20 protein-coding genes and 1 tRNA gene are annotated in these 23999 nt (G+C 60.1%); 16 read left to right on the forward strand and 5 right to left on the reverse strand.

What is annotated here, in order from left to right:
* Positions 1–8 precede the first annotated feature (8 nt).
* Positions 9–1175 carry a glycosyltransferase gene (locus tag BBAG_RS02495; protein WP_081443752.1) on the forward strand — a complete coding sequence of 389 codons (1167 nt, stop codon included), beginning with the start codon at positions 9–11 and terminating at the stop codon, positions 1173–1175.
* Here the strand turns inward: BBAG_RS02495 and BBAG_RS02500 are convergent.
* On the reverse strand, positions 1159–2184 hold the full coding sequence (locus tag BBAG_RS02500) for a threonine aldolase family protein (protein ID WP_003825773.1): 1026 nt from the start codon (positions 2182–2184) through the stop codon (positions 1159–1161). The genes BBAG_RS02495 and BBAG_RS02500 overlap by 17 nt on opposite strands.
* Before the next feature lie 61 nt (positions 2185–2245).
* Positions 2246–2321, reverse strand: a tRNA-His gene (locus BBAG_RS02505).
* Positions 2322–3545: 1224 nt separating this feature from the next.
* Between BBAG_RS02505 and rpsL the strand changes: the two genes are divergently transcribed.
* From rpsL to priA, 11 genes are all read left to right on the forward strand, one after another.
* Entirely contained in the window at positions 3546–3917 is a 372-nt protein-coding gene (gene rpsL, locus BBAG_RS02510) for a 30S ribosomal protein S12 (protein WP_003825774.1), read from the forward strand.
* Between the two features lie 5 nt (positions 3918–3922).
* Complete coding sequence (gene rpsG / locus BBAG_RS02515; RefSeq protein WP_003825775.1) at positions 3923–4393, forward strand: 30S ribosomal protein S7; 471 nt, start codon at positions 3923–3925, stop codon at positions 4391–4393.
* 33 nt (positions 4394–4426) lie between these two features.
* The gene (gene fusA / locus BBAG_RS02520) at positions 4427–6553 is read left to right on the forward strand and encodes an elongation factor G (protein WP_003825776.1); all 2127 of its coding nucleotides are present in this window, start codon (positions 4427–4429) and stop codon (positions 6551–6553) included.
* A 137-nt stretch (positions 6554–6690) separates the two neighbouring features.
* Positions 6691–7890: an elongation factor Tu gene (gene tuf, locus BBAG_RS02525; RefSeq protein WP_003825777.1), complete on the forward strand. Its 1200-nt coding sequence runs from the start codon at positions 6691–6693 to the stop codon at positions 7888–7890.
* A 232-nt stretch (positions 7891–8122) separates the two neighbouring features.
* Positions 8123–8509, forward strand: coding sequence for a DUF4186 domain-containing protein (locus BBAG_RS02530; RefSeq protein WP_003825779.1), 387 nt, complete (start codon positions 8123–8125; stop codon positions 8507–8509).
* Between the two features lie 279 nt (positions 8510–8788).
* Positions 8789–10186 (forward strand): histidinol dehydrogenase, encoded by a 1398-nt coding sequence (gene hisD / locus BBAG_RS02535; protein ID WP_033508583.1) that lies wholly within the window; start codon positions 8789–8791, stop codon positions 10184–10186.
* Positions 10183–11343 (forward strand): histidinol-phosphate transaminase, encoded by a 1161-nt coding sequence (locus BBAG_RS02540; protein WP_003825781.1) that lies wholly within the window; start codon positions 10183–10185, stop codon positions 11341–11343. Before hisD ends, BBAG_RS02540 begins: the two co-directional genes overlap by 4 nt.
* Before the next feature lie 147 nt (positions 11344–11490).
* Positions 11491–12090, forward strand: coding sequence for an imidazoleglycerol-phosphate dehydratase HisB (gene hisB, locus BBAG_RS02545; RefSeq protein ID WP_003825782.1), 600 nt, complete (start codon positions 11491–11493; stop codon positions 12088–12090).
* Positions 12090–12854, forward strand: coding sequence for a hypothetical protein (locus BBAG_RS02550; RefSeq protein WP_003825783.1), 765 nt, complete (start codon positions 12090–12092; stop codon positions 12852–12854). The genes hisB and BBAG_RS02550 overlap by 1 nt, the downstream gene beginning before the upstream one ends.
* Before the next feature lie 21 nt (positions 12855–12875).
* Positions 12876–13520, forward strand: a complete 645-nt coding sequence (gene hisH, locus BBAG_RS02555; RefSeq protein ID WP_003825784.1) for an imidazole glycerol phosphate synthase subunit HisH — start codon at positions 12876–12878, stop codon at positions 13518–13520.
* Positions 13521–13575: 55 nt separating this feature from the next.
* Positions 13576–14301 (forward strand): bifunctional 1-(5-phosphoribosyl)-5-((5-phosphoribosylamino)methylideneamino)imidazole-4-carboxamide isomerase/phosphoribosylanthranilate isomerase PriA, encoded by a 726-nt coding sequence (priA, locus tag BBAG_RS02560; protein ID WP_033508585.1) that lies wholly within the window; start codon positions 13576–13578, stop codon positions 14299–14301.
* Between the two features lie 112 nt (positions 14302–14413).
* On the opposite strand, the gene BBAG_RS02565 is transcribed toward priA, so the two are convergent.
* Entirely contained in the window at positions 14414–15877 is a 1464-nt protein-coding gene (locus BBAG_RS02565) for a DUF2252 domain-containing protein (RefSeq protein ID WP_003825786.1), read from the reverse strand.
* A gap of 198 nt (positions 15878–16075) precedes the next feature.
* Here BBAG_RS02565 and glnA point away from each other — a divergent pair, with 198 nt between their 5' ends.
* Together glnA and BBAG_RS02575 are read left to right on the forward strand one after the other, a co-directional pair.
* Complete coding sequence (gene glnA, locus BBAG_RS02570; protein ID WP_003825787.1) at positions 16076–17413, forward strand: type I glutamate--ammonia ligase; 1338 nt, start codon at positions 16076–16078, stop codon at positions 17411–17413.
* Positions 17414–17565: 152 nt separating this feature from the next.
* Positions 17566–18501, forward strand: coding sequence for a hypothetical protein (locus BBAG_RS02575; RefSeq protein WP_003825788.1), 936 nt, complete (start codon positions 17566–17568; stop codon positions 18499–18501).
* 96 nt (positions 18502–18597) lie between these two features.
* Here the strand turns inward: BBAG_RS02575 and serA are convergent, their stop codons facing one another.
* On the reverse strand, positions 18598–19797 hold the full coding sequence (gene serA / locus BBAG_RS02580) for a phosphoglycerate dehydrogenase (protein WP_003825789.1): 1200 nt from the start codon (positions 19795–19797) through the stop codon (positions 18598–18600).
* A 10-nt stretch (positions 19798–19807) separates the two neighbouring features.
* A complete protein-coding gene (locus tag BBAG_RS02585) occupies positions 19808–22087 on the reverse strand; it encodes a HelD family protein (RefSeq protein ID WP_003825790.1) in 2280 nt (759 codons plus the stop codon).
* A gap of 380 nt (positions 22088–22467) precedes the next feature.
* Between BBAG_RS02585 and mraZ the strand changes: the two genes are divergently transcribed.
* Positions 22468–22935: a division/cell wall cluster transcriptional repressor MraZ gene (mraZ, locus tag BBAG_RS02590; RefSeq protein ID WP_045920001.1), complete on the forward strand. Its 468-nt coding sequence runs from the start codon at positions 22468–22470 to the stop codon at positions 22933–22935.
* Entirely contained in the window at positions 22935–23999 is a 1065-nt protein-coding gene (rsmH, locus tag BBAG_RS02595; protein WP_003825792.1) for a 16S rRNA (cytosine(1402)-N(4))-methyltransferase RsmH, read from the forward strand. Before mraZ ends, rsmH begins: the two co-directional genes overlap by 1 nt.

Raw genomic sequence — 23999 nt, forward strand, 5'->3', positions numbered from 1 at the left:
AGGAGACCATGCATAACGCCGCGCAACAGCAGGACCATGAAGACAGGTCGCTTACCATCGCAATGGTGGTGGATTCGATAGGCAACCAGGGCAACGGCACGTCGAATTCGGCGCTGCAATGGGCGCAGGAGCTGGAACGGCAAGGGCATACCGTGCGATTAGTGGGCATCGGCGCTCCCGTATATGCTGCTCGCGTCCATCATGTGCCGCTGGTCTCCTGGGTCGCGGCAAAGCAGCAGATGCAGTTCGCCCAGCCCAGCGATGCCCTGTTCCGTAGCGCGTTCAGCGGAGCGGATGTGGTGCATATCTACATGCCGTTCGCATTCGGTCGGCGAGCCGCGGCGGTCGCCAGACGAATGGGCATACCCGTAACCGCCGGGTATCACGTTCAGCCGGAGAATGTGCTGTACTCCGCAGGCCCGCTGCGCTACATTCCGGGTTTGCCGCATCTGATCTACCGGCTGTTCGATCATTGGCTGTATCACGATATCCGCCACATTCACGTGCCTACCGATATGACGGCACATCTATTGCGCGCAAACGGCTATACGGCGAAGCTGCATGTCATCTCAAACGGGTATTCGCCGCGATTTACCACCGGCATGCCTGAAAGCGGAACCGAAAGGGGAGACAAGCCGTTCCGCATCATCGCATCAGGCAGACTGACCCATGAAAAAGACCATATCACCCTGATCAAGGCGATTGAGCGTAGCAGGCATGCCGACGACATCGAACTCGTCATCGCCGGAACCGGTCCGCTGCGGCATTACCTGAAGGTTCAGGCAGGGCGCAGACTGCAACGTCCGGCGCATATCGGCTTTCATCGCAACGCCGACATGCCCGATCTGCTTCGTTCGGGCGATCTGCTTGTGCACTGCTCCATCGCGGATATCGAATCCATCAGCGTCATCGAAGCCATGGCCTGCGGGCTGGTACCGGTTATCGCAGTGTCGAATCTGTCGGCAGCAAGCCACTTCGCATTGCTTGACCAATCGCGTTTCCCCGTGCGCGATGCCACGGCGCTCGCGGCATGTATCGACTGGTGGATCGAGCATCCCCGGGAACGTGCCGAATGGAGTGCCCGCTATGCGCGGCATACGGCGCAATGCTATTCCGTATGCTCCAGTGTGAAGGCCTTCGTGGCCATGGAACGCGAGGCTATAGCAGATCGATGAGCTGATCGGTCTGCTCGGGCGTGGTCGCCCAGCTGGTGCAGATGCGCATCACCGTATGGGCGTCATCGGCCTTTTCCGTGAAACCGAGCAGCACATGCTGCTCCAGATGCGTACGCGTCGGTTCGTCCAGCGTGACGAAGATCTGGTTGGTGGGGGCGTCGAAGGTCAGCGTATACCCCTTCTCCTGCAGGGCCTTGCGGATGCGATCGGCGCATTCGTTGGCGTTGCGGGCGATGCGGAAATACAGGTCGTCGGTGAACAGCGCGTCGAACTGGGCGCCCAGCAGGAAGCCCTTGGCAAGCAATGCGCCATGCTGTTTGATGGTGGTCAGGAAATGCCTTGGCGTGTTGTGCTTCGTGAACACGACCGCTTCGCCGAACATGGCACCCACCTTGGTGCCTCCGATATAGAATACGTCGGCGATGTCGGCCAGATCGCCCAAGGTCATGTCGCAGCCGGTGGAGGTAAGCGCATAGCCGAGTCGTGCCCCGTCCACGAACAGCGGCATATCGTATTTATGCGCCACGTCGGCGATGGCGCGCAGATGCTCTTTGGAATACACGGTTCCGTATTCGCTGGATTGTGATACATAGACGCAGCCGGGGAACACCATGTGCTCGTAGTTGCCGTCAGCGTAGAACGTTGCGCAGAACTCGTCGAGTTCCGTGGCGTCCATCAGCCCGTTGTGGTGGGGGAGCGTCAGCACTTTGTGGCCGGAATACTCGATGGCGCCGGCCTCGTGCACATTCGGATGACCGGATTCGACGGTGACCACGCCGGCGTATGACGGCGTGATGGCGTCGATGACCACTTGGTTGGTCTGTGTGCCGCCGACCAGGAACCAGACATCGGCGTCAGGCTTGCCGCAGGCCGTGCGAATCTTGGCCTTGGCCTGCTCGCAGACGGTATCGCTGCCATAGCCGGGGTAGGAGCCGGTGCTGATGGCGCTGAGCTCGTTGAGTACGGCTGGGTGCGCGACCTGGGAGTAGTCGTTTTCGAAGTGCAGCATGATGTTCCTTCCCGTGGTCAATTGGATATGAAAAAGCCCTTCCGCATGGGAAGGGCTTTCGTGGGGTGGATAACGCGGCTCGAACGCGCGACCTTCTGAACCACAATCAGATGCTCTACCAACTGAGCTATATCCACCATGTTCATGTGAACGGCGAACCGTTTCGCACAACGAGTGATTACTATACACGGTTTTTCCCATTCGCGCTCATCGGCGTGTTGCGTGTGGCTGCGAGGTCGCTTCGACCGGGTGCTTGCCGTGGCATGTGCCGTTGTTCGTGTGTTTCGGATTATCGTGTCGGATGCTGTCGGATGTTCGTTTCTGATGGTGAAAATCGTAAAAAAGTTAGATTCTGTTCGTTGTGATGTGTGGGTTTGTATCGTTGAAAATAAAAGGGTTTATGTCTCTTATATGCCGTGTTTCATGTTCGTATTGATGTATACTGTAACTGAAGGCCGGAGTTGCTGACTGGTCGAGAATTCGTCAGATCGCAACGAAGCGCCATGGCCGTGAGGTACAAGCGCAACGCCTTCGAAATAACTGAAGATTGCATGAACGAAAACGGCAGGGAAATCAGCAAAGAAGCTGGGCCGTTGAAACGAGATGATTGATTCCCAGTGTCGCGCAAGGTGGCGCGGGCATTCGGGGAAGGAATGATGGGCTGAATATCAGGAAGGCGCCCCGGCAGAGGTTATGGCCGGGGCGCCTTTGTGTCGTATGCACTGTCGTATCGCATGGCGTGGTGCTGCGTACCGGCATGCCGGTCTGTTCCTGCGTCGACAGCCATTTCCGATCGCGACCCGTATTTGGCTTCGCTGAGGGGACGGCAGTGTAGCCGTATGCGGATGCGGTGTGTGCTTGGATTCGCTGGGTAGCCTGTCTGCGTGGCTGTTTTCGGCTGCGACCCATGCTCGGCCTTGCCGGGGAAGGTGCTGTCGTGGCTATTTTGGGGAGTGGCTCATACTTGGCTGCGGGGAGAGCCGGCCAGTGTAGCCATTTCCGGAAATGAATCGATTCCGGCCGGCATGCAGCAGTTTATGGCTGACTGTGAGGGGTGCATCGTGGCAGCTACCACAAGTTCCTGCTTGCGACACGGCGAACGATGATTTTGTCCATCGATGCCGTATAGTTGTAATTCGTGTGTGCCAGCAGCATGCCTTATGTAACAGGCAGGTTGGTTGGGATATCCCGAGAATCGTTTGGATTGCAGGCAGCAATGCCGTGGCAAGAGAGGATCGGGTCATCGGGCCGGTGAACAGTGGCTATCTTTTCCGATGCGGGTACGCCCGCGCAGTGGAAGAGTGTGGTTGCGGTGCGGCGGCCTCACAGGTAAGAAGAACCACTGAATCGGAGAATTCAAGTTGCCTACTATTGAACAGCTCGTCCGTAAGGGACGTTCGCCGAAGCCGAAGAAGTCCAAGACTTTGGCGCTGAAGGGCAGCCCGCTGCGTCGCGGCGTGTGCACCCGTGTCTACACCACCACCCCGAAGAAGCCGAACTCCGCTCTGCGTAAGGTCGCCCGTGTGCGTCTTTCCTCCGGCATCGAAGTCACCGCTTACATCCCGGGTGAGGGCCACAACCTGCAGGAGCACTCCATCGTGCTCGTGCGCGGCGGCCGTGTGAAGGATCTGCCGGGCGTGCGTTACCACATCGTGCGTGGCGCACTCGATACCCAGGGCGTTAAGGACCGCAAGCAGGGTCGTTCCCTGTACGGAGCAAAGAAGGCGAAGTAAGAGATATGTCACGTAAAGGACCTTCCAAGAAGCATCAGCTGCTGCCGGATCCGATTTACGGCTCCACCGTTGTGGCACAGCTCATTAACAAGATCCTCCTCGACGGCAAGAAGTCGATCGCTGAGGACATCGTGTACTCCGCTCTCGATATGGTCAAGGAAAAGACCGAGCAGGAGCCCGTGGCCGTGCTCAAGCGCGCCCTCGACAACATCCGCCCGTCCCTCGAGGTTCGCTCCCGCCGTGTCGGTGGCGCTACCTACCAGGTGCCGGTCGAGGTCAAGCCCGCTCGTGCGAACACTCTGTCCCTGCGCTGGCTGACCGACTTCTCCCGCGCTCGTCGCGAGAAGACCATGGCCGAGCGTCTCGCCAACGAGATTCTCGACGCTTCCAACGGCCTGGGCGCTTCTGTGAAGCGTCGCGAGGACACCCACAAGATGGCCGAGGCCAACAAGGCCTTCGCCCACTACCGCTGGTAATCACTCGGACCTTTAGAAAGTTAAGGAATAAAAATGGCTGAAGAGGTGCTTTCGGACCTTCATCACGTCCGCAACATCGGCATCATGGCTCACATCGATGCCGGTAAGACCACCACTACCGAGCGTATTCTGTTCTACACCGGCAAGAACTACAAGATCGGCGAGACCCACGACGGCGCTTCCACCATGGACTTCATGGAGCAGGAGCAGGAGCGTGGTATCACCATCCAGTCCGCCGCTACCACCTGCTTCTGGCACCGCCAGTCCCACGACACCAAGGACAAGTTCCAGATCAACATCATCGATACCCCTGGCCACGTGGACTTCACGGCCGAGGTGGAACGTTCCCTGCGCGTGCTCGATGGCGCCGTCGCCGTGTTCGATGGCAAGGAAGGTGTGGAGCCGCAGTCCGAAACCGTGTGGCGTCAGGCCGATAAGTACGGTGTTCCACGTATCTGCTTCATCAATAAGATGGATAAGCTGGGCGCGAACTTCTACTACTCCGTCGACACCATCAAGGACAAGCTGGGTGCAACCCCGCTCGTGATGCAGCTGCCGATCGGCGCTGAGAACGACTTCACCGGCGTTGTCGACCTGGTTGAGATGCAGGCCTACGTGTGGAACGGCACCGAGGAGCTCGGCGCCAAGTACGACACCACCGAGATCCCGGACGACCTGAAGGACAAGGCCGAGGAGTACCACAACGCCCTGATCGAGGCCGTTGCCGAAACCGACGACGCCCTGATGGAGAAGTTCTTCGGTGGCGAGGAGATCACCAAGGAAGAGATCCGCGCCGCTGTCCGCAAGCTGACCATCAACAAGGAAGCCTTCCCGGTCTTCTGCGGTTCCGCGTTCAAGGATAAGGGCGTCCAGCCGATGCTCGACGGCGTGGTTGACTACCTGCCGAGCCCGGAGGACGTGCCGGCCATCCAGGGTTACGACCCGCAGGATGAGTCCATCGAGATCGACCGCAAGCCGCTGAAGTCCGATCCGTTCTCGGCTCTGGTCTTCAAGATCTCCACCCACCCGTTCTACGGCAAGCTCGTGTTCGTGCGTGTCTACTCCGGTGCCGTCAAGCAGGGTGATTCCGTGCTCGACTCCACCCGTGGCAAGAAGGAACGCGTCGGCAAGATCTTCCAGATGCACGCCGACAAGGAGAACCCGGTGGATGAGGCTTCGGCCGGTAACATCTACACCTTCGTTGGTCTGAAGAACGTCACCACCGGCGACACCCTGTGCGCCATGGACGCTCCGATCTCCCTGAACTCCATGACCTTCCCGGATCCGGTGATCCAGGTCGCCGTGGAGCCGAAGACCAAGGCCGATCAGGAGAAGATGGGCATCGCTCTGGCGAAGCTTTCCGAAGAGGATCCGACCTTCCAGGTCACCACCGACGAAGAGTCCGGCCAGACCCTGATCGCAGGTATGGGCGAGCTCCAGCTCGACATCATCGTCGACCGTATGCGTCGTGAGTTCAAGGTGGAGTGCAACCAGGGCAAGCCGCAGGTTGCCTACCGCGAGACCATCCGCAAGGCCGTTATGGACCAGGGCTACACCCACAAGAAGCAGACTGGTGGTTCCGGCCAGTTCGCAAAGGTCCTGATGAACTTCGAGCCGCTCGAGACCACCGACGGCAAGACCTTCGAGTTCGAGAACGCCGTCACTGGCGGCCACATCTCCCAGGAATTCATCCCGTCCATCGAGGCTGGCGTCAAGGAAGCCATGGAATCCGGTATTCTCGCCGGCTTCCCGGTTGTGGGCGTCAAGGCCACCGTCACCGACGGTCAGATGCACCCGGTCGATTCCTCCGAAATGGCCTTCAAGCTCGCAGGCTCCATGTGCTTCAAGGAAGCCGCTCCGAAGGCCAAGCCGGTCATCCTCGAGCCGATCATGGCCGTCGAAGTCCGTACCCCGGAAGAGTACATGGGCGAAGTCATCGGCGATCTGAACCAGCGTCGTGGCAGCATCTCCCAGATGTCCGACGCCACCGGTGTCAAGGTCATCGACGCCAAGGTCCCGCTGTCCGAGATGTTCGGCTACATCGGCGATCTGCGTTCCAAGACCCAGGGCCGTGCAATGTTCACCATGCAGATGGACTCCTACGCTGAGGTGCCGAAGAGCGTCTCCGAAGAGATCATCAAGGCTCAGCGCGGAGAGTGACACACGTTGCCACGCGTGAGGTGGCGCCAGTCTCCAGTCAGCGGTAATATCTTGTATCGCTGACTGGGTTCTGGCTCATCAATGTGGCACAACCCAGAAACCCAGTAAACCTACGAAACGTCCAGGAGGACAAAGTAATGGCAAAGGAAAAGTACGAGCGTACTAAGCCGCACGTTAACATTGGTACCATTGGCCACGTCGATCACGGTAAGACTACCCTGACCGCCGCTATCTCCAAGGTCCTGCACGAGGAATACCCGGATGTCAACCCGGAGTACGACTTCAACCAGATCGATTCCGCTCCGGAAGAGGCCGCTCGTGGTATCACCATCAACATCGCCCACATCGAGTACCAGACCGAGAAGCGTCACTACGCTCACGTCGACTGCCCGGGCCACGCCGACTTCGTGAAGAACATGATCACCGGCGCTGCTCAGATGGATGGCGCTATCCTCGTGGTCGCCGCTACCGACGGCCCGATGGCTCAGACCCGCGAGCACGTGCTGCTCGCTCGTCAGGTTGGCGTTCCGCGCATCCTCGTCGCTCTGAACAAGTGCGATATGGTCGACGACGAAGAGCTCATCGAGCTCGTTGAGGAAGAGGTCCGTGACCTCCTCGACGAGAACGGCTTCGATCGCGATTGCCCGGTCATCCACACCTCCGCTTACGGTGCACTGCACGACGATGCTCCGGATCACGAGAAGTGGGTCCAGTCCGTCAAGGACCTCATGGCCGCCGTCGACGACTACATCCCGACCCCGGTTCACGATCTCGACAAGCCGTTCCTGATGCCGATCGAAGATGTGTTCACCATCTCCGGCCGTGGCACCGTGGTTACCGGCCGTGTTGAGCGTGGTAAGCTCCCGATCAACACCAACGTGGAGATCGTCGGCATCCGTCCGACCCAGACCACCACCGTCACCTCCATCGAGACCTTCCACAAGCAGATGGACGAGTGCGAGGCTGGCGATAACACCGGTCTGCTGCTCCGCGGCATCAACCGTACCGATGTCGAGCGTGGCCAGGTTGTGGCTGCTCCGGGCTCCGTCACCCCGCACACCAAGTTCGAGGGCGAAGTCTACGTGCTGACCAAGGACGAAGGCGGCCGTCACTCGCCGTTCTTCTCCAACTACCGTCCGCAGTTCTACTTCCGCACCACCGACGTCACCGGCGTCATCGAGCTGCCGGAAGGCGTCGAGATGGTTCAGCCTGGCGATCACGCCACCTTCACCGTTGAGCTGATTCAGCCCATCGCAATGGAGGAAGGCCTGACCTTCGCTGTGCGTGAAGGCGGCCACACCGTCGGCTCCGGCCGTGTCACCAAGATCATCGCCTGATTTCCATCATCAGCATGATTGACACGCTGTGAACTAGCGTTCTGAATGACCCCCTTGGGAAATCCCAAGGGGGTCATTCGTTTTTCGCTAGGTCCGCGCCGTGCCGATGCGATCGCGAACGATGACATAACGGGGGAGAGATGCTGCAACGGTTGCGAGCGGTCGGTGGAAGAACACGTCATGGCTTTCGGCATGGCAATGAGTTTCTTGGAACCGGCATGGCGCAACTAGCATGGAAACCATGGACGAACGCATATGGATCGAAAAGACGATGGAACGACTCTCACATTCGACGTTCCGTTCGAAATTCGTCCTGTCCGACAAAGACAGAGCCTACGCCCGGTCAAAAGGCAAGACAACCATTGATCGCCATGCCTGCGAACTGTTGCATTCACGAGTTGGTGCCGCCAATCCCGTGAAGGACGGCAAACAGACGCCCTGGCGTGGGCATCCGGTGTTCACGGCCCAACATGCCACCGCCACATGCTGCCGGGGATGCATTGAGAAATGGCACCATATCCCACGTGGCAGAGAACTGACGGATGAAGAGATCCGGCGGCTTGCCGACCTGATCATGGCCTGGATCGAACGCGATCTCATCCGGCACCCGGCGGCATGATGTCGTAATGCGTAACGGCGAGGCGATTCGGCACCCATCGGCATGACGCGACAGCCCATCCACGTAACCGGGGCGGGCCACGGCCGCAAGACATTACGGGAATATTGCATGCACCTTTTCTGCGGCTGCGGCAACGCCCGCATACCGTTTCCCGCATATATCCCTATAACCGCATGATTCCAACATTTCCGCTTCCAAGATTCCCATCTGTCTCACGATTTGGGTTTTAGTGAGACAATGACGTTCCCCGGTCACGAAGAGAACATACACTGGGGAGCTATGAGCGAAAACATTATGCGAATCATTGACCTTAGGGGCAAGAACCTCTCCCGTGCCGAACTGCTGGCCGCGATGCCGCGTGCCGCAATGGGCACTTCCGAAGCCACTGACCTGGTACGCCCGATTCTCGACGATGTGAAGGCTCGCGGTGCCGCCGCATTGCGCGACTTCGGCGAGAAGTTCGATGGCGTGCGCCCTGCTCATCTTCGCGTTCCCGCAGAAGCGATGAAGAACGCTCTGGAAACGCTTGACCCTGAAGTCCGCGCCGCTATCGAGGAATCCGTGCGCCGCGCCCGCGCCGTGGCGAAGAGCCAGGTGCCGAAGGACTTCTATACGGATCTGGCTGATGGCGCTCGTGTGGCCGAACGCTGGGTGCCGATTCAGCGCGTCGGCCTGTATGTGCCGGGCGGCAAGGCCGTATATCCCTCCTCCGTGATCATGAACACCGTTCCTGCACAGGCCGCTGGCGTGGAATCCCTCGCCATCGCGACCCCGCCGAGCAAGGGAGACCCGGACGGCCTGCCGAACAAGACGATTCTGGCCACATGCGCGATCCTCGGCGTTGAAGAAGTATATGCCGTGGGCGGTGCACAGGCCATCGCCATGTTCGCCTATGGTGCCAAGGGCAGCGAACCGCAGGATGGCGAGATCCTGTGCGATCCGGTTGATAAGATCACCGGTCCGGGCAACATCTTCGTGGCCACCGCCAAGTCCCTGGTCTCCGGCTTCGTGGGCATCGACGCCGTCGCCGGACCGACCGAAATCGGCATCATCGCCGATAAGACCGCCAATCCGAGTCTGCTGGCCGCCGATCTGATCGGCCAGGCCGAGCATGACGAGCTTGCCGGTTCCGTGCTGTTCACCGACTCCACCGATATCGCGGACAAGGTCCAGGATAATCTGAACTACCGCGTGCCGCGTACCGAGCATGCCGAACGCGTGCACACCAGCCTGTCCGGCACCCAGTCCGCCATCGTGCTGACCGATGGCCTCGACCAGTCCATCGATGCGGCCAATGCCTACGCGGCCGAGCACTTGGAGATTCAGACCGCCGACGCGGACGCCGTGGTGCCGCGCATCAAGAACGCCGGAGCCATCTTCCGCGGACCGTATTCCCCGGTTCCGCTGGGCGATTACATGTCCGGCTCGAACCACGTGCTGCCTACCGGTGGCACTGCGCGCTTCGCCGCCGGTCTTGGCGTGCACACCTTCATGAAGCCCGTCGAAGTCATCGAATATGACGAGCAGGGGCTGAAGGCCATCGCCGCACGCATCAACGCGTTCGCCGTTTCCGAGGACCTGCCCGCCCACGGCGAGTGCGTGCTCAGCCGTTTCATCGACGATCCGTACAATAAGGAAACCATCGTCGAACAGGAGAAGAAAGCCGGTCTGCGATGAGCTCCATCCCCTCCAACCTGCCGCTGCGCAATGATCTGATCGGCGAGGAGCCTTACGGCGCCCCGCAGCTTGATGTGCCGGTATGCCTGAACGTCAACGAGAACCCGTATGCGCCCGATCAGGCCGTATGCGAGGCCATCGCCAAGCGTGTGCTGGACATCGCGCCCACGCTGAATCGTTACCCGGATCGTGAGCATATCGAACTTCGCCAGGCGTTCAGCGACTATCTGGAACGTGAATCCGGCGTGCGCCTTGATGTGGATGAGCTGTGGGGGGCCAACGGATCCAACGAGATTATGCTGCAGCTGTTCCAGGCCTTCGGAGGGCCGGGACGCGTGGCGCTCGGTGCTGACCCCACGTACTCCATGTACCCCGAATACGCCCGCGACACGTTCACCGGTTGGCAGTTGGCGCATCGTAACGCCGACTTCACCCTGAATGTCGACGCGCTGATCGAGCAGATCAAGGCCGTCAAACCGTCCATGGTGCTGTTGACCAGCCCGAACAACCCCACCGGCACGCCGTTGCCGATGGCCGATATCGAACGTGTGCTCGCAGTATGCGAATCCGCCGAAGTGACAGGCGCCGCCGAAGGTGTCCACCCCGTCGTCGTTATCGATGAGGCCTATGTGGAGTTCCGCAATCCCGGCACCCCCAGTGCTGTCACCCTGATCAAGGACCATCCGAATCTGGCCGTCTCGCGCACCATGAGCAAGGCCTTCGCCTTCGCCGGCGCGCGCGTGGGCTATCTTGCCGCGTCCAAGGGCATCATCGATTGCGTACGCATCGTGCGCATGCCGTACCACCTGAGCGCGGTCACGCAGGCCGCTGCTCTGGCCGCCTTCGAACATACCGACGAGCAGCTGAGCCGTGTGGAGCATCTGCGCCAGACGCGCGAGGCCACCGCGGCATGGCTTAAGACGCAGACCTACCAGGGCAAGCCGCTTGCCGTGGCTCAGTCCGAATCGAACTTCCTGTTGTTCGGCGGTTCGTTCGATAAGCGCGAGGCCATATTCGACGAGCTGCTCAAGCGTGGCGTGCTTATCCGCGTAGTGGGGCCGGACGGCTGGCTGCGCGTGTGCATGGGCACCGACGAGGAGATGGAGCGTTTCCGCACGGCGCTTACCGAAGTGCTGCGTATAGTGGAGGCGGAGTAAACGCAACGGGTGCGGGGCGCGGGCAGGAGCCTGAGCCCCGCACCATGAATATATGTGTAAGTTCTACATGGTGGATACGTGGTAGAACAGGCCGGCACCGACGCAAGGAACCGGTCGAAGAATACAGTCTGCCGTAAGGAGTGCAATATGGCAAGAACCGCACGCATCGTTCGCGAAACCAGCGAATCGCATATCGAACTTGAACTCAACCTTGACGGTACCGGCAAAACCGATATCGATACGTCCGTGCCGTTCTACAACCATATGATGACCGCGCTGGGCAAGCATTCGCTGATCGACCTGACCATTCATGCCCATGGCGACACCGACATCGATGCGCATCATACGGTGGAGGACACCGCGATCGTATTCGGCGAGGCGTTGAAGCAGGCATTGGGCGATAAACGAGGCATCCGTCGGTTCGCCGACGCCACCGTGCCGCTGGACGAAGCGCTCGCCAAAGCCGTGGTCGATATTTCCGGGCGCCCGTACTGCGTGTGCTCCGGGGAGCCCGAAGGCTTTGAATACTGCATGATCGGCGGTCATTTCACCGGATCACTGGTACGTCACGTGATGGAATCCATTGCCATGCACGCCGGTATCTGCCTGCATATGCAGGTGCTTGCCGGGCGCGACCCCCACCATATCGCCGAAGCCGAATTCAAGGCATTGGCGCGTGCGTTGCGCTTCGCCGTCGAGCCGGATCCTCGTGTGGACGGCATTCCCAGCACCAAGGGCGCACTGTGATGTCCGATATGCCCGAAGACAAGAACGGCATGAATCCCGATTCGAACGAGCCGTCGTTCTCCGATGCGGAGCTCGAAGCGGCCATGTCCGATTTCGAGAAGGAATTCGCACAGTCAGACGATTCCGCGCAACAGGAAGATTCCGGCACAGCCGGTGACGCAAACGGAACGAGTGGCGTTGCCGCACCCAATGCGGACGACGGCATCGACATGGAGACCATCGATGTTCCCGATGACGCTTCGGAGCTCGACCCGTCCGTGGGATTCGAGGATGAGCTGGCCGGCCTGCTTGGCAATAAGGCCAAAAGGGCGGCGCTGATCACCCGGATCGCGTCGGCTGAACTGTTGGCCGCATTCTGCCAGCTGTCCGATATCTCCGCGGATTGCATAGGGTCGAATCAGGGTGCTGTGGCCATGTTGAACAATCTCGACGGCGATTCGCCGGAGGCTGCCGCCAAGGACATCACCACCGTGGTTTCCGGCATGTCGGTGATTCTCGGCGTGAACCGTGCGGACAAGCTTGAAGTCACCATGTATGCCGGCGGCAAGGCCGGTCCTACGCTGGCTCCGCCTATCCTGTTCAATTCCACGCCGCGTTTTGTGGAGGACCTGATGCTAGGTATCACCACTGCGGCGCAGCTCAAGGAGCAGGGATTCGAAGTGATCGATGCGGGGCGTTTCGACCATGCGTCGGCCATGCAGGTAATCGCCAAGCACACTCGCCCCGGCAAAGGCGGCAGCGTTCGCGGCGCGAGCATCCAATAGAAGACAAGCAAAGGGGAGACAATGACCACGGCAGTTGTATTCGATTATGGTTTCGGCAATGTACGTTCCATGGTTCGTGCGATGGCCCGTCTGGGTGTCGATACCACGTTGACATCCGATTACCGTCAGGCCATAGAGGCGGACGGTCTGGTGGTGCCTGGCGTGGGCGCGTTCGCCGCATGCATGGAAGGACTGAAGGCGGTGGACGGCGACAGGGTGATTCTCGATCGTCTTCGTGCCGGCCGCCCGGTGCTTGGCGTGTGCGTCGGCGAACAGGTGATGTTCGAGCTTGGTCGCGAGCATGGTGCCGATGCTCCCGGCATCGGCCTGATCGGTGGCAGTGTCGACCCGCTGGATGCCGATGTGGTGCCGCATATGGGTTGGGACACGGTTGAGGCCGCCGAGGGATCGCAGCTGTTGAAGGGAATCGAATCGGAACGATTCTACTTCGTGCATTCCTGCGCCGCGCATGAGGCGCGAGAGCTGGATCTGGCCGGTTTCGACATCGAGTTGAGCGCTCATCAGCAGGTGACATGGTGCGAATACGGCCGGAGTCACTTCGTCGCGGCATATGAGCGTGGCGCTCTGTCCGCCACGCAGTTCCACCCTGAGAAGTCGGGTGATGCCGGCGCGCAGCTGCTGAAGAACTGGATCGACACGTTCTGATCGCCGGAAACGTCAATAGGACATAACGCTATAAATGCTATATAAGGAGAACATCATGTCGCTTACTCTTCTGCCCGCGGTGGACGTTCGTGACGGCAAGGCCGTGCGTCTGCGTCAGGGTGAGTCCGGTTCGGAAACCGATTACGGCTCCCCGTTGGAAGCCGCTCGCACGTGGGTCGAATCCGGTGCGCAGTGGATCCATCTGGTCGATCTGGACGCCGCCTTCGGTACCGGTGACAACCGTGATCAGCTGCGTGCCATCGTGCATGAGCTGGGTAGCGCGGTGAACATCGAGATGTCCGGTGGCGTGCGTGACGATGCCTCGCTGGAAGCCGCATTGGAGGCCGGCGCCGCCCGAGTGAACATCGGCACCGCCGCTCTGGAGAATCCGGACTGGACCGCTTCGGTCATCAAGAAGTACGGCGATCGTGTGGCGGTCGGCCTTGATGTGCGAGGGCACACGCTTGCCGCCCGCGGCTGGGTGAAGGAAGGCGGCGACCTGTTCGAGACCATGGCGTTCCTTGATTCCGTCGGCTGCTCGCGTTATGTGGTCACCGATGTTTCCCGCGATGGCATGATGAGCGGTCCGAATATCGAGCTGCTGCGCGAAGTGGCCGAACGCACCGATGCGAAGGTCACTGCATCCGGCGGCATTTCCAAGCTCGACGATCTGCGCAATATCAAGCAGCTTGCCGAAATCGGCGTTGACTCCGCCATTCTGGGCAAGTCGCTGTACGCTCGCGCCTTCACCCTTGAAGAGGCGCTTGAAGTGGCGCGCTGAGCGGCATCCTTCCCGTTGCCATGAACAAGGCGTATCGCCTGGGGCATGAACCCAAGCGATACGCCTTTCGCTTTTTCGCGCATGCTGCGGCGGTACCTGGTGGTACGGGCGGCTATTTCTTGCTGCAGGGAAGCTCGCCCGAATCGATAAGCGAACGGAACAAGGCGTAATCCTCGTCGTTCTGATCGGCATACGAGTCGGCGAACGAGGTGATGGCCCTGTCGAATTCGTCGGTACGCCCCAAGTAACTGGAGATCGCGATACTATCGCCGGTGCGTGCATGGGCATGCGCCAGGCATCGAGCGCACATACGGGACAGATCGCTCAAGGTGAATTCGTTGAGATGATCGATATCGATCGATCCCTTGCCATTCCACAGTTGGCGAACGTAGTAGTCGCGTCGTTTGGCGTTTCCCTCGCTGAATTTTGCCCATCCGAGCAGCACATCGGCGGTCGATTGGATGAGCTTCTGGCCCTGCACCACACGTTCGCCGTGGGTCGCATAGGGGGAATACCCCACGAAGCGTTCCAATACCGATTCGGTGGCCTCCTTCATCTGCAGCATCAGCGGATCGTCAAGATCACGCCCCGTCAGAATCGAGACCCACGCCCGGGTGCCGACCGAGCCTACCCCCACCACCTTGCGCGCGGTGTCGTGGTAGCGATATTGGTCGAACACATGACGGCGATCCTGGTAGAGGCTATGCCGGTAATCGTTCATCAGCGCTTCCAGCCTGGACTGCATGGTTTCCAGATCGGCGTAATCCTGCAATTCTGCGATCGGCACCAATGCCGGCGGCTTCGACTTAAACCGCAGCTTGTCGCCATCCAGGTAGGTCAGTTTCGCCGCAGCGCTGTTGGAATCCTTCATCAGCGCTTTCGCGGCGGCGTCGCGCAGCGTACGATTACGTTTGCCGTTTTGCGTGTATTCATAGCGATCCAGCGACTCCTGAACATCCAGATGGTCGTACCACATATCGAGATAGTTCATGTGGGAATACTGTTCGATGCGCTCGCGATAGGTGTGCACGCATCGTGCCACCGCGTTATGGCAGGCTGTGGGGCTGAGCTTGTTCGCACGCCCGCAGATCTCGACGGAAACAGCGAGGCGCTTGATATCCCATTCCCAGGGGCCGGTGGTGGTTTCGTCGAAATCGTTGATATCGAACACCAGTCGGCGCGACGGGCTGTAGAACATGCCGAAGTTGCCGATATGCGCGTCTCCCACGCATTGCACGGGTATGCCGGTCACCGGCGTTGACGCCAGATCGTTGGCCATGATAAGCGCGGTTCCCCGGTAGAACGTGAACGCGGAGGCGCTCATGCGGTAGTAGCGCAATGGGATCAGCGATTGCACACGTTGATGCGACTGCTCCTCAAGCAGGCCGATGACGCCGCGCCGGTTGGCGCGGACCTGCCATTTGGCATGGCTTGATAGCGGCACACGGCCGCGGGCTTCGAGCCCCGCCCGGGCCCGCTGCTCGGCCGTCGTTGCCTGCTTCCATGATCTGACGTCTACAACGGGATGGTCGGCACTTGATCTGACTACGGTGTTATCACTGGTGTTATCGCTCACGACCAGTATGCTACATCAGTTTTTCGCTCCTGATGGCCGGTGCGGGCCCGGTGGACGAGTCGGATTGCGATGCAATCGTTGGCAATTCGTAAGGGGTGAAGACGGGGGAGTCGGGTGGCCGCCGGTGTAGTGGCAGGAAACGAATACACGACTTGTGTTAACGATGTTCGTAACACGCACATGGAACCATAGGGCACTATGGATAAGCAGCAGGAGTTTGCTCTGCGCACAGTCGAAGAACGTGACGTGCGCTTCATTCGGTTATGGTTCACCGACGTGCTCGGCACACTGAAATCAGTGGCCATCGCACCTGCGGAACTTGAAGCGGCATTCGAGGAGGGGCTCGGTTTCGACGGTTCTGCCATCGAGGGCATGACCCGTGTCTCCGAAGACGACATGATCGTCAAGCCCGATCCCTCGACGTTCCAGATTCTGCCGTGGCGAGGAGGCCCACAGGGCACCGCCCGCATGTTCTGCGACGTGCTGACCCCTGACGGGGAGCCAAGCCTCGGCGATCCGCGCCACGTGCTCAAACGTGCGCTCGCCAAGGCGAAGGAGAAGGGGTTCACCTTCTACGTTCACCCGGAGATCGAATTCTACCTGTTCGAAAGCCAGAACGACTGGTCGCAGACACCCAAGCCCATCGACGAAGGCGGCTACTTCGACCATGTGCCGCGCAGCCCAGGCATGGACTTCCGCCGCGCCACCGTGAATATGCTCGAACAGATGGGCATCTCGGTGGAATACTCCCACCATGAGGGTGGGCCAGGCCAGAACGAGATCGATCTGCGTTATGCGGACGCACTCACCACTGCCGACAACATCATGACCTTCCGCACCGTCGTCAAGGAGATCTCGCTGGAACGCGGCATCCATGCCAGCTTCATGCCCAAGCCCCTAGCCGACGCCCCGGGATCCGGCATGCACACGCATCTGAGCCTGTTCGAGGGGGATTCCAACGCCTTCTACGAGGCCGGCCAGGAATTCAACATGTCCCTTACGGCGCGTCAGTTCGCCGCCGGCATTCTCGCCCATGCCGCCGAGATCTGCGCGGTGACCGACCAGTACGTGAACTCGTACAAGCGTCTGTGGGGCGGCAACGAGGCGCCGAGCTACATCTGCTGGGGCCATAACAACCGTTCCGCATTGCTGCGCATCCCGCAGTACAAGCCGGGCAAGGGCAACTCCGCGCGTATGGAGTTCCGTGCGCTCGACCCGGTGGCCAATCCGTATCTTGCGTATTCGGTGCTGCTGGCTGCCGGCCTCGACGGCATCGACAAGCAGATGCAGCTGGGCGAGCCCACCAGCGACGATGTATGGGAGTTCACCGACGCCGAACGCCAGGCCATGGGCATCGAGCCGTTGCCCACTTCACTCGGCGAAGCACTGGAGATCATGGAGAAGTCCGACTTCGTGGCCGATGTGCTCGGCGAGCACGTATTCGAGTATTTCCTGGCCAACAAGCGTCAGGAATGGCATGAATACAACCGTCAGGTCACACCGTTCGAGCTGAAGAAGTACCTGCCGAAGCTGTGAGCATGCGAGTATAGGCAAACGCATGGCGGTGGCCCCGCAGTAGAGAACAACGGGAAGCCCCCACCCTGGAGGCTTCCCGTTGTTTGTGAGTATTCGGTTCCGAATCCAAGACGGTCGCCGATTCGGAGCGGTCTTGTGCCAAGGTGGAACGGATGGCAGATACACGCAAGAAGAAGACAGGTTCGAAGACGGGTGCGGCACGCGGCAGGGGATCGGCGCCGAAGGGACGCAAACGCAGAAAAAGGGTCACGCTGACACAGCGCTGGAAAAGAGCGGGTTTCGCCAAACGCTTCAGAATCGTCTCCATCGGCACGGTCGTAGTGGTCGTGGTGGTGGCACTGGTGACGGGGCTTGTCCACTTCCTGCGCTGGTACAACGATCTGCAAGTCGCCGAGGCGCGTCAGCTGGAACTGTCGCAGCAATACAACTTCGATCCCGGCAACATCATCTCGGACGGCCAGTTCTTCAACGGCAACGCCATGAGCGAGGCCGAAATCCAAGCCTTCCTGGAATCCAAGGGCGGGGCCATCGCCTCGATGCGGTTCGACACGCAGACGCAGAAGGCCGACGATCTGTGCGGCAAGTACCAGGGGGCGGCGAAGGAAAGCGCAGCCGCGATCATCGAGAAATCGGGGCGTGCCTGCAAGGTGAGTCAGAAGGTGCTGCTTACCGTACTGCAGAAGGAACAGCATCTTGTCACCGCCACCGATCCGAGCGATTTCCAGCTCAAATCGGCCATGGGATTAAGCTGCCCCGACGACGACAGCTGCGATCCGCAATACGCCGGGTTCTTCAAACAGGTGTTCGGCGCGGCGAAACGGTACCAGTATTACGTCAAGCATGAGGACGACTACGGATACCAGTCGGGAAAGCTCACTCCGATTCTCTACAATCCGAACAAGGCATGCGGGACCTCGGATGTCTACATCCGTAACAAGGCGACGGCGCTGCTGTACATCTACACGCCGTATCAGCCCAATAAGGCGGCGCTCGAGGCCGGTGACGGCGAGGGCGACGAATGCTCCAGCTACGGCAACCGCAATTTCTCGAATATCTACAGCTATTGGTTCGGCAATCCGCGCAACTGATATGCCGGTACGGAGAATCGCACGTGTCGGCAAAAGTAAATGGCCCGTCTCCCCACAGTAGGGGAGACGGGCCATTGCCGTGCGATAGATGCCGTGTCAGCTGATCACGCGCATGCGGATGGTGCCTTCGATGGAGCGCAGGGCCTCAAGCGTCTCGCGGTTCGGGCGCTGTGCCACGTCGGTGACCACATAGCCGAGTTCGCCCTCGGTGCCCAGAGCCTGTGCGGCGATATTGATGTTCTCCTCGCCGAGCACATGGTTCACGCGGGCCAGCACGCCGGGCAGATTCGAATGCAGGTGGGCGATGCGCGCCACGCCGCGGTTCTCGCTCAGATTGATCTGAGGCATATTCACCGATAGGGACGTGGAACCCTTCTCCCAGTAGTCTTCGAGCCGCTGCGAAACGAAGTGGCCGATGGACTCCTGCGCCTCCAGCGTGGAACCGCCGATATGCGGGGTCAGGATCATGTTGTCTTCGTCGGCCAGGGCGGTTTCGAACGGGTCGCCGGTCTTCTTCGGTTCGATGGGGAACACGTCCACGGCGGCGCCGGCGATATGGCCGGAATCCAGATGCTGCTTCAACGCGCCCAGATCGGCGACGAAGCCGCGGGACAGGTTCAGGAAGATGGAATCCTGCTTCATATGCGCGAACTGGTCCTCACCGAAGAAACCGGTATTGGACTTGCGTCCGTCCACGTGAAGCGTCACGATGTCGGACTGTTCCAGCAGCTCGTTCAGGGTCTCGCAACGCTGGGCGTTGCCCAGGGCGAGCTTTTCCTCCAGATCGTAGAACATCACGCGCATACCGAGCGCCTCGGCCAGCACCGAAAGCTGCGAGCCGATATTGCCGTAGCCGATGATGCCCAAGGTCTTGCCGCGGACCTCGTGGGAGCCGTTGGCGGACTTATCCCACATGCCGTGCTTCATATGATGCGTATGTGCCGGAATACGGCGCAGCAGGCAGATGATGTCACCGATGACCAGCTCCACCACGGAGCGGGTGTTCGAATACGGTGCGTTGAACACGGCGATGCCATGCGTGCCGGCATAGTCGAGATCGACCTGATTGGTGCCGATGCAGAAGCATCCGATGGCGCTGAGGTTCGGTCGTGCGTCGATGACCTTCCGCGTGACGGTCGTCTTGGATCTCACGCCAAGCAGATCGACGCCATCAAGCGCTTCGATGAGCTCATCCTCGCTCAAAGCGCCCTTCATGGTGGTGACGGTGAATCCGTGATCGCGCAGCGACTTGGCTGCGTCGGGATGGATGTTTTCCAATAACAGTGCTTGAGGCATGCTTCCCACCTTAGAGTTCGAGTTCCCGTTCGTCCAGCGATGTCCGAACAATGGCCAGACGCTGGGTCGGACGGGTCATGGCCACATAAAGGTCGGCCGCCGACACCAGACGACTCGGCGCCTCCTGATCGATGAGCGCCGGTTCAACCACTACAACGGCATCATATTCGAGACCCTTCACCGTTTCGGTATCGCTTACCATGATCTGGCAATCCCAGGAATCCTGGGCGCGCAGACGGCGGGCCTCCTCCGTGCCAAGCTCATGCTCCAGCCTGGCATATACACGGTCCTCCAATTGACCCAACAGCTGCTTCGGGCCGATAACGGCCACACGGCCGGTGCCGTCCTGGGCGACGAATTCGCCGGCGAACCGTGCGGTGGTATCGGCCACGGCGTCGAACAGCGCGTCCCGATCCTGCACGGTGATGCGCCGGACGGAATCCGGAATGCCACGCACGGCGTGCACGGTGGAGATGTACAGACCCTGCTTGGCAGCGAAATCGGAAGCGAGCTGGGAAACCTCCTGCGGATTGCGATAGTCGATGGTCAGCTCGTTCACATCCCAGTGCCCATGCCCGAACAGACGATTCATGGTCTTCGCCCAGGAGCGTGTGCCGCCCAATGCCGATGTCTGCGCGACATCGCCCACGATGGTGAACGAACGAGACGGGCAGCGGCGCATCAGCATACGCCAATCCATGGCGGTCAGCTCCTGAGCCTCATCCACCACGATATGTCCGTACGTCCATTCGCGATCGTTGGCCGCACGCTGGGCGGTGTCTTCGGGGGAGCTGCCGTTGATGTTGTCCAGCAGCATCTGCGAGGTGACGATGCCGTTGCCGATGCCGTTCTGGGCAAGCGTATCCTTGGCGAACTGGATTTCCTCGTCATGTTTCGCCTCGAGGCGCTTGCGGCGTGCCTCCACCTTCGGGTCCTCGCCCAGCAGCTGCATCGCCTCGTCCAGCAGGGCGATGTCGGAACGGGTCAGCGGCGCGCCCTTCTCGCGGGTCAGCGCCTTTACCTGCTCGTCGCTGAGCCACGGGGCGTAGCGACGCAGCTTATGCGGCTTGGAGAACATGTCGTCAAGCATCCATTGCGCGGTCATCGGCAGCCAAGCCAGATTCAACGCCACACGAACCTTGTCGTTCATGCGCAGCAGCGAGACCGTGCGATACAGCTCATCCTGGTCTGGCGTGTAGTCCAGCTGCTCCTCGTACCGCATGCGCATGGCGGACAGCATGGATTTGACAAAGGTCTCACGCGACTTGTTATGCGGTTGATGAGTGCGCTTGGCATCGCCGAGCGCCTGCTCGACGTCGGAAGGCAGCATGGGGACGTCGATGCCGTTGATGTGCACGACCGGCAGATTCGCGGGAACGCGCTCGCGGTCGGCCACCGCGTTGCGAATCGCTGCCACCATACGCCGGTCGCCCTTGATATAGGCGACCTGCGGCGTATCCACGGCGGTGACGACCACGCCGGGAATCAGATCGGCGATGGTACGGCTCACCACACCCGTCTCGCCAAGCGAAGGCAGTACCTGATCGATGTAATGCAGGAAGGCCGAGCTCGGGCCGACGACAAGCACACCGGATCTGGAAAGCGTGCGGCGGTGCGTGTACAGCAGGTATGCGGCGCGATGCAATGCGACGGCGGTCTTACCGGTGCCCGGGCCGCCCTGCACCACTACGGCACGATTGAGAGGCGAACGGATGATCGCGTCCTGCTCGCCTTGAATCGTGGCGACGATATCGGTCATCTTGCCGGTACGACGGGAACTGAGCGAAGCCAGCAAGGCGCCCTCGCCGGTAAGTGTTCCGGAGGTGGAGGCCTCGTCGACGGACTGTGAATGGATGTCCAGCACCTCATCCTCCAACGCCACCACGTCGCGCAGGTGCAAGGTGATGTGGCGTCGCATCACGATATCGCCATGATGCGACGGCGTTGCCTCATAGAACGGGCGGGCGGCCTCGGCTCGCCAATCGATCAGCATGGGTGTGTGCTGTTCGTCGGTCAACCCGATGCGCCCGATGTACAGGCGGTCGTTCTTCGCGTTATCAAGACGCCCGAACACCAGGCGATCCTCCACGCCGCGCAGCTGTATGAGACGATCCTCGTACATGGTGGCGAAGGAATCCCGTTCGGTGCGCTGTGTGGGCGAGCCGTGGGAACCGGCCGCCCTGACCACATCAAGGCGCTGTTTCGTCTCCGCACGCAATGCGTCCAGACGATTGTAAGCGCGGGTGACCGCGCGCTGTTCTTCCTCAAGTTGCGAGGCATAGGTCGACATCTGTTAGTTTCCGTCCCCTCACGATGCGTGAAAACTCAGACGTTCCAATGTACTCCGCCCCTCGGTCATTTTCACTGCCGGCAAGGCGGGACCACGACAGGAACATCGCACGGTGCGCATGCGTCATATGGGGTTTCCTGCATATATATAAGGAATACGTAAGAGATTGGTCGCATACCGGTAACGCCGTCTACGGCAGGCGGAAACGGCAAGTGTGTCTTTTATGCGTCGAAATGTCCTAAAAGGGCAACACTGTGGGGAGGAATGGGGAGAGGTGGGGTAAAGTGGGGCACAGTGCGTGAGTGAAACTATCCAATGTCGTTGTCAGGGAGGTGGGCGTAGTGGCTGAAGAATCAGTGGAGGCCACTCCGATCGCCCCTATGGCCGGCGAAACGGCGGCAGGGCTTCCGCCACTGCTGCTGGGTACGTACACTCCGAAAATCGACGCTAAAGGGCGAATGGCCCTGCCGGCGAAAATGCGCTCGCAGTTCGGTAACGGCCTGGTCATGGCGCGTGGCCAGGAACATTGCGTGTACCTGCTGCCGGGAATGGAATTTCGCCGTATCGCCATGCAGATTCAACGGACATCGATGGTGAACAAGGCCGCACGTGAATATCTGCGCGTGTTCCTATCCGGTGCCAGCGATCAGACGCCGGACAGGCAGGGGCGTGTGCTCGTGCCGCAGATACTGCGCGATTATGCCGATCTTGGCGACGACATTGTAGTGATTGGTGTGGGAACGCGCGCTGAAATCTGGAATCGAAGGGCTTGGGAAGAATACTTGGCCAATACGGAACAGAACTATGCGGATATTGCCGATGATGTGCTGCCGGAGGTGGAATTCTGATGACAATGGACAATCGTGACGTTTCCACCATCCATCAGCCGGTGCTGCTCGAAGACTGCGTTCGTCTGGTCACAGGCGGTCTATCGCGCAAACAGTCGCCGATCATAGTGGATTGCACGTTGGGGCTTGCCGGTCACGCCACCGCTTTCCTGAAGGCGGCACCGCAGGCGCGTCTGGTCGGCATCGACCGTGACGCCGAGGCTTTGGCGCTCGCCACGGAACGTATGAAAGCCGAAGGGCTTGCCGACAGGTTCATTCCCGTGCATGCGCCGTTCGACGAGTTCACCCGTGCCCTGGATGATAACGGCATTCACCATGTCGATGCCGCGTTCATGGATTTGGGATTGTCGAGTCTGCAGATCGACGAGACGGAACGTGGATTCTCCTACTCCCATGACGCTCCGCTGGACATGCGTATGGATGTCAGCCAGGCGTTGACAGCCGAACAGGTGCTGGCGGAATACGATGAACGGGATTTGGCCCGCATCTTCAAGGTGTATGGCGAGGAACGGTTCGCCCGACCCATCGCCCGTCGCATTGTGGCCCGTCGCACCCAGGAGGGGCCGCTTACCACGTCCGCCGAACTCAATGAGCTGGTCGATGAGGTGATTCCGAAGGCGCATCGCCCTGCCGGCAACCCGGCCAAGCGCGTATTCCAGGCGTTGCGCATCGAAGTGAACGGCGAACTCGACAAGCTTGCCGGCACGTTGCCGCAGATCGCGCTGAAACTGAATAAGGGCGGGCGCATCGTGGTCGAATCGTACCACTCGTTGGAGGATAAAACCGTCAAATCCTTTATGACTCAAGGGCTTACGGCTCGTGTGCCGGCGAATATGCCGATTGTGCCGCCCGAAGCCATGCCGTTCTTCAAGGAGTTGACCAGGGGCGCGGTCAAGGCCGATGAGCAGGAGATCGCAAGCAATCCGCGTTCGGCTTCCGTACGGTTGCGTGCCGTGGAACTCACCAGGCCGCTGCCTGAGGATATTCGTCATCAGTTCGTGGAACGGGTCGCGCTGCCAGGCAAGGCGTTGCGTGCCCGTCACGCTCAAGGGAAGGGCATCTGA

The sequence above is a fragment of the Bifidobacterium angulatum DSM 20098 = JCM 7096 genome (assembly GCF_001025155.1).
GTDB lineage: Bacteria > Actinomycetota > Actinomycetes > Actinomycetales > Bifidobacteriaceae > Bifidobacterium > Bifidobacterium angulatum.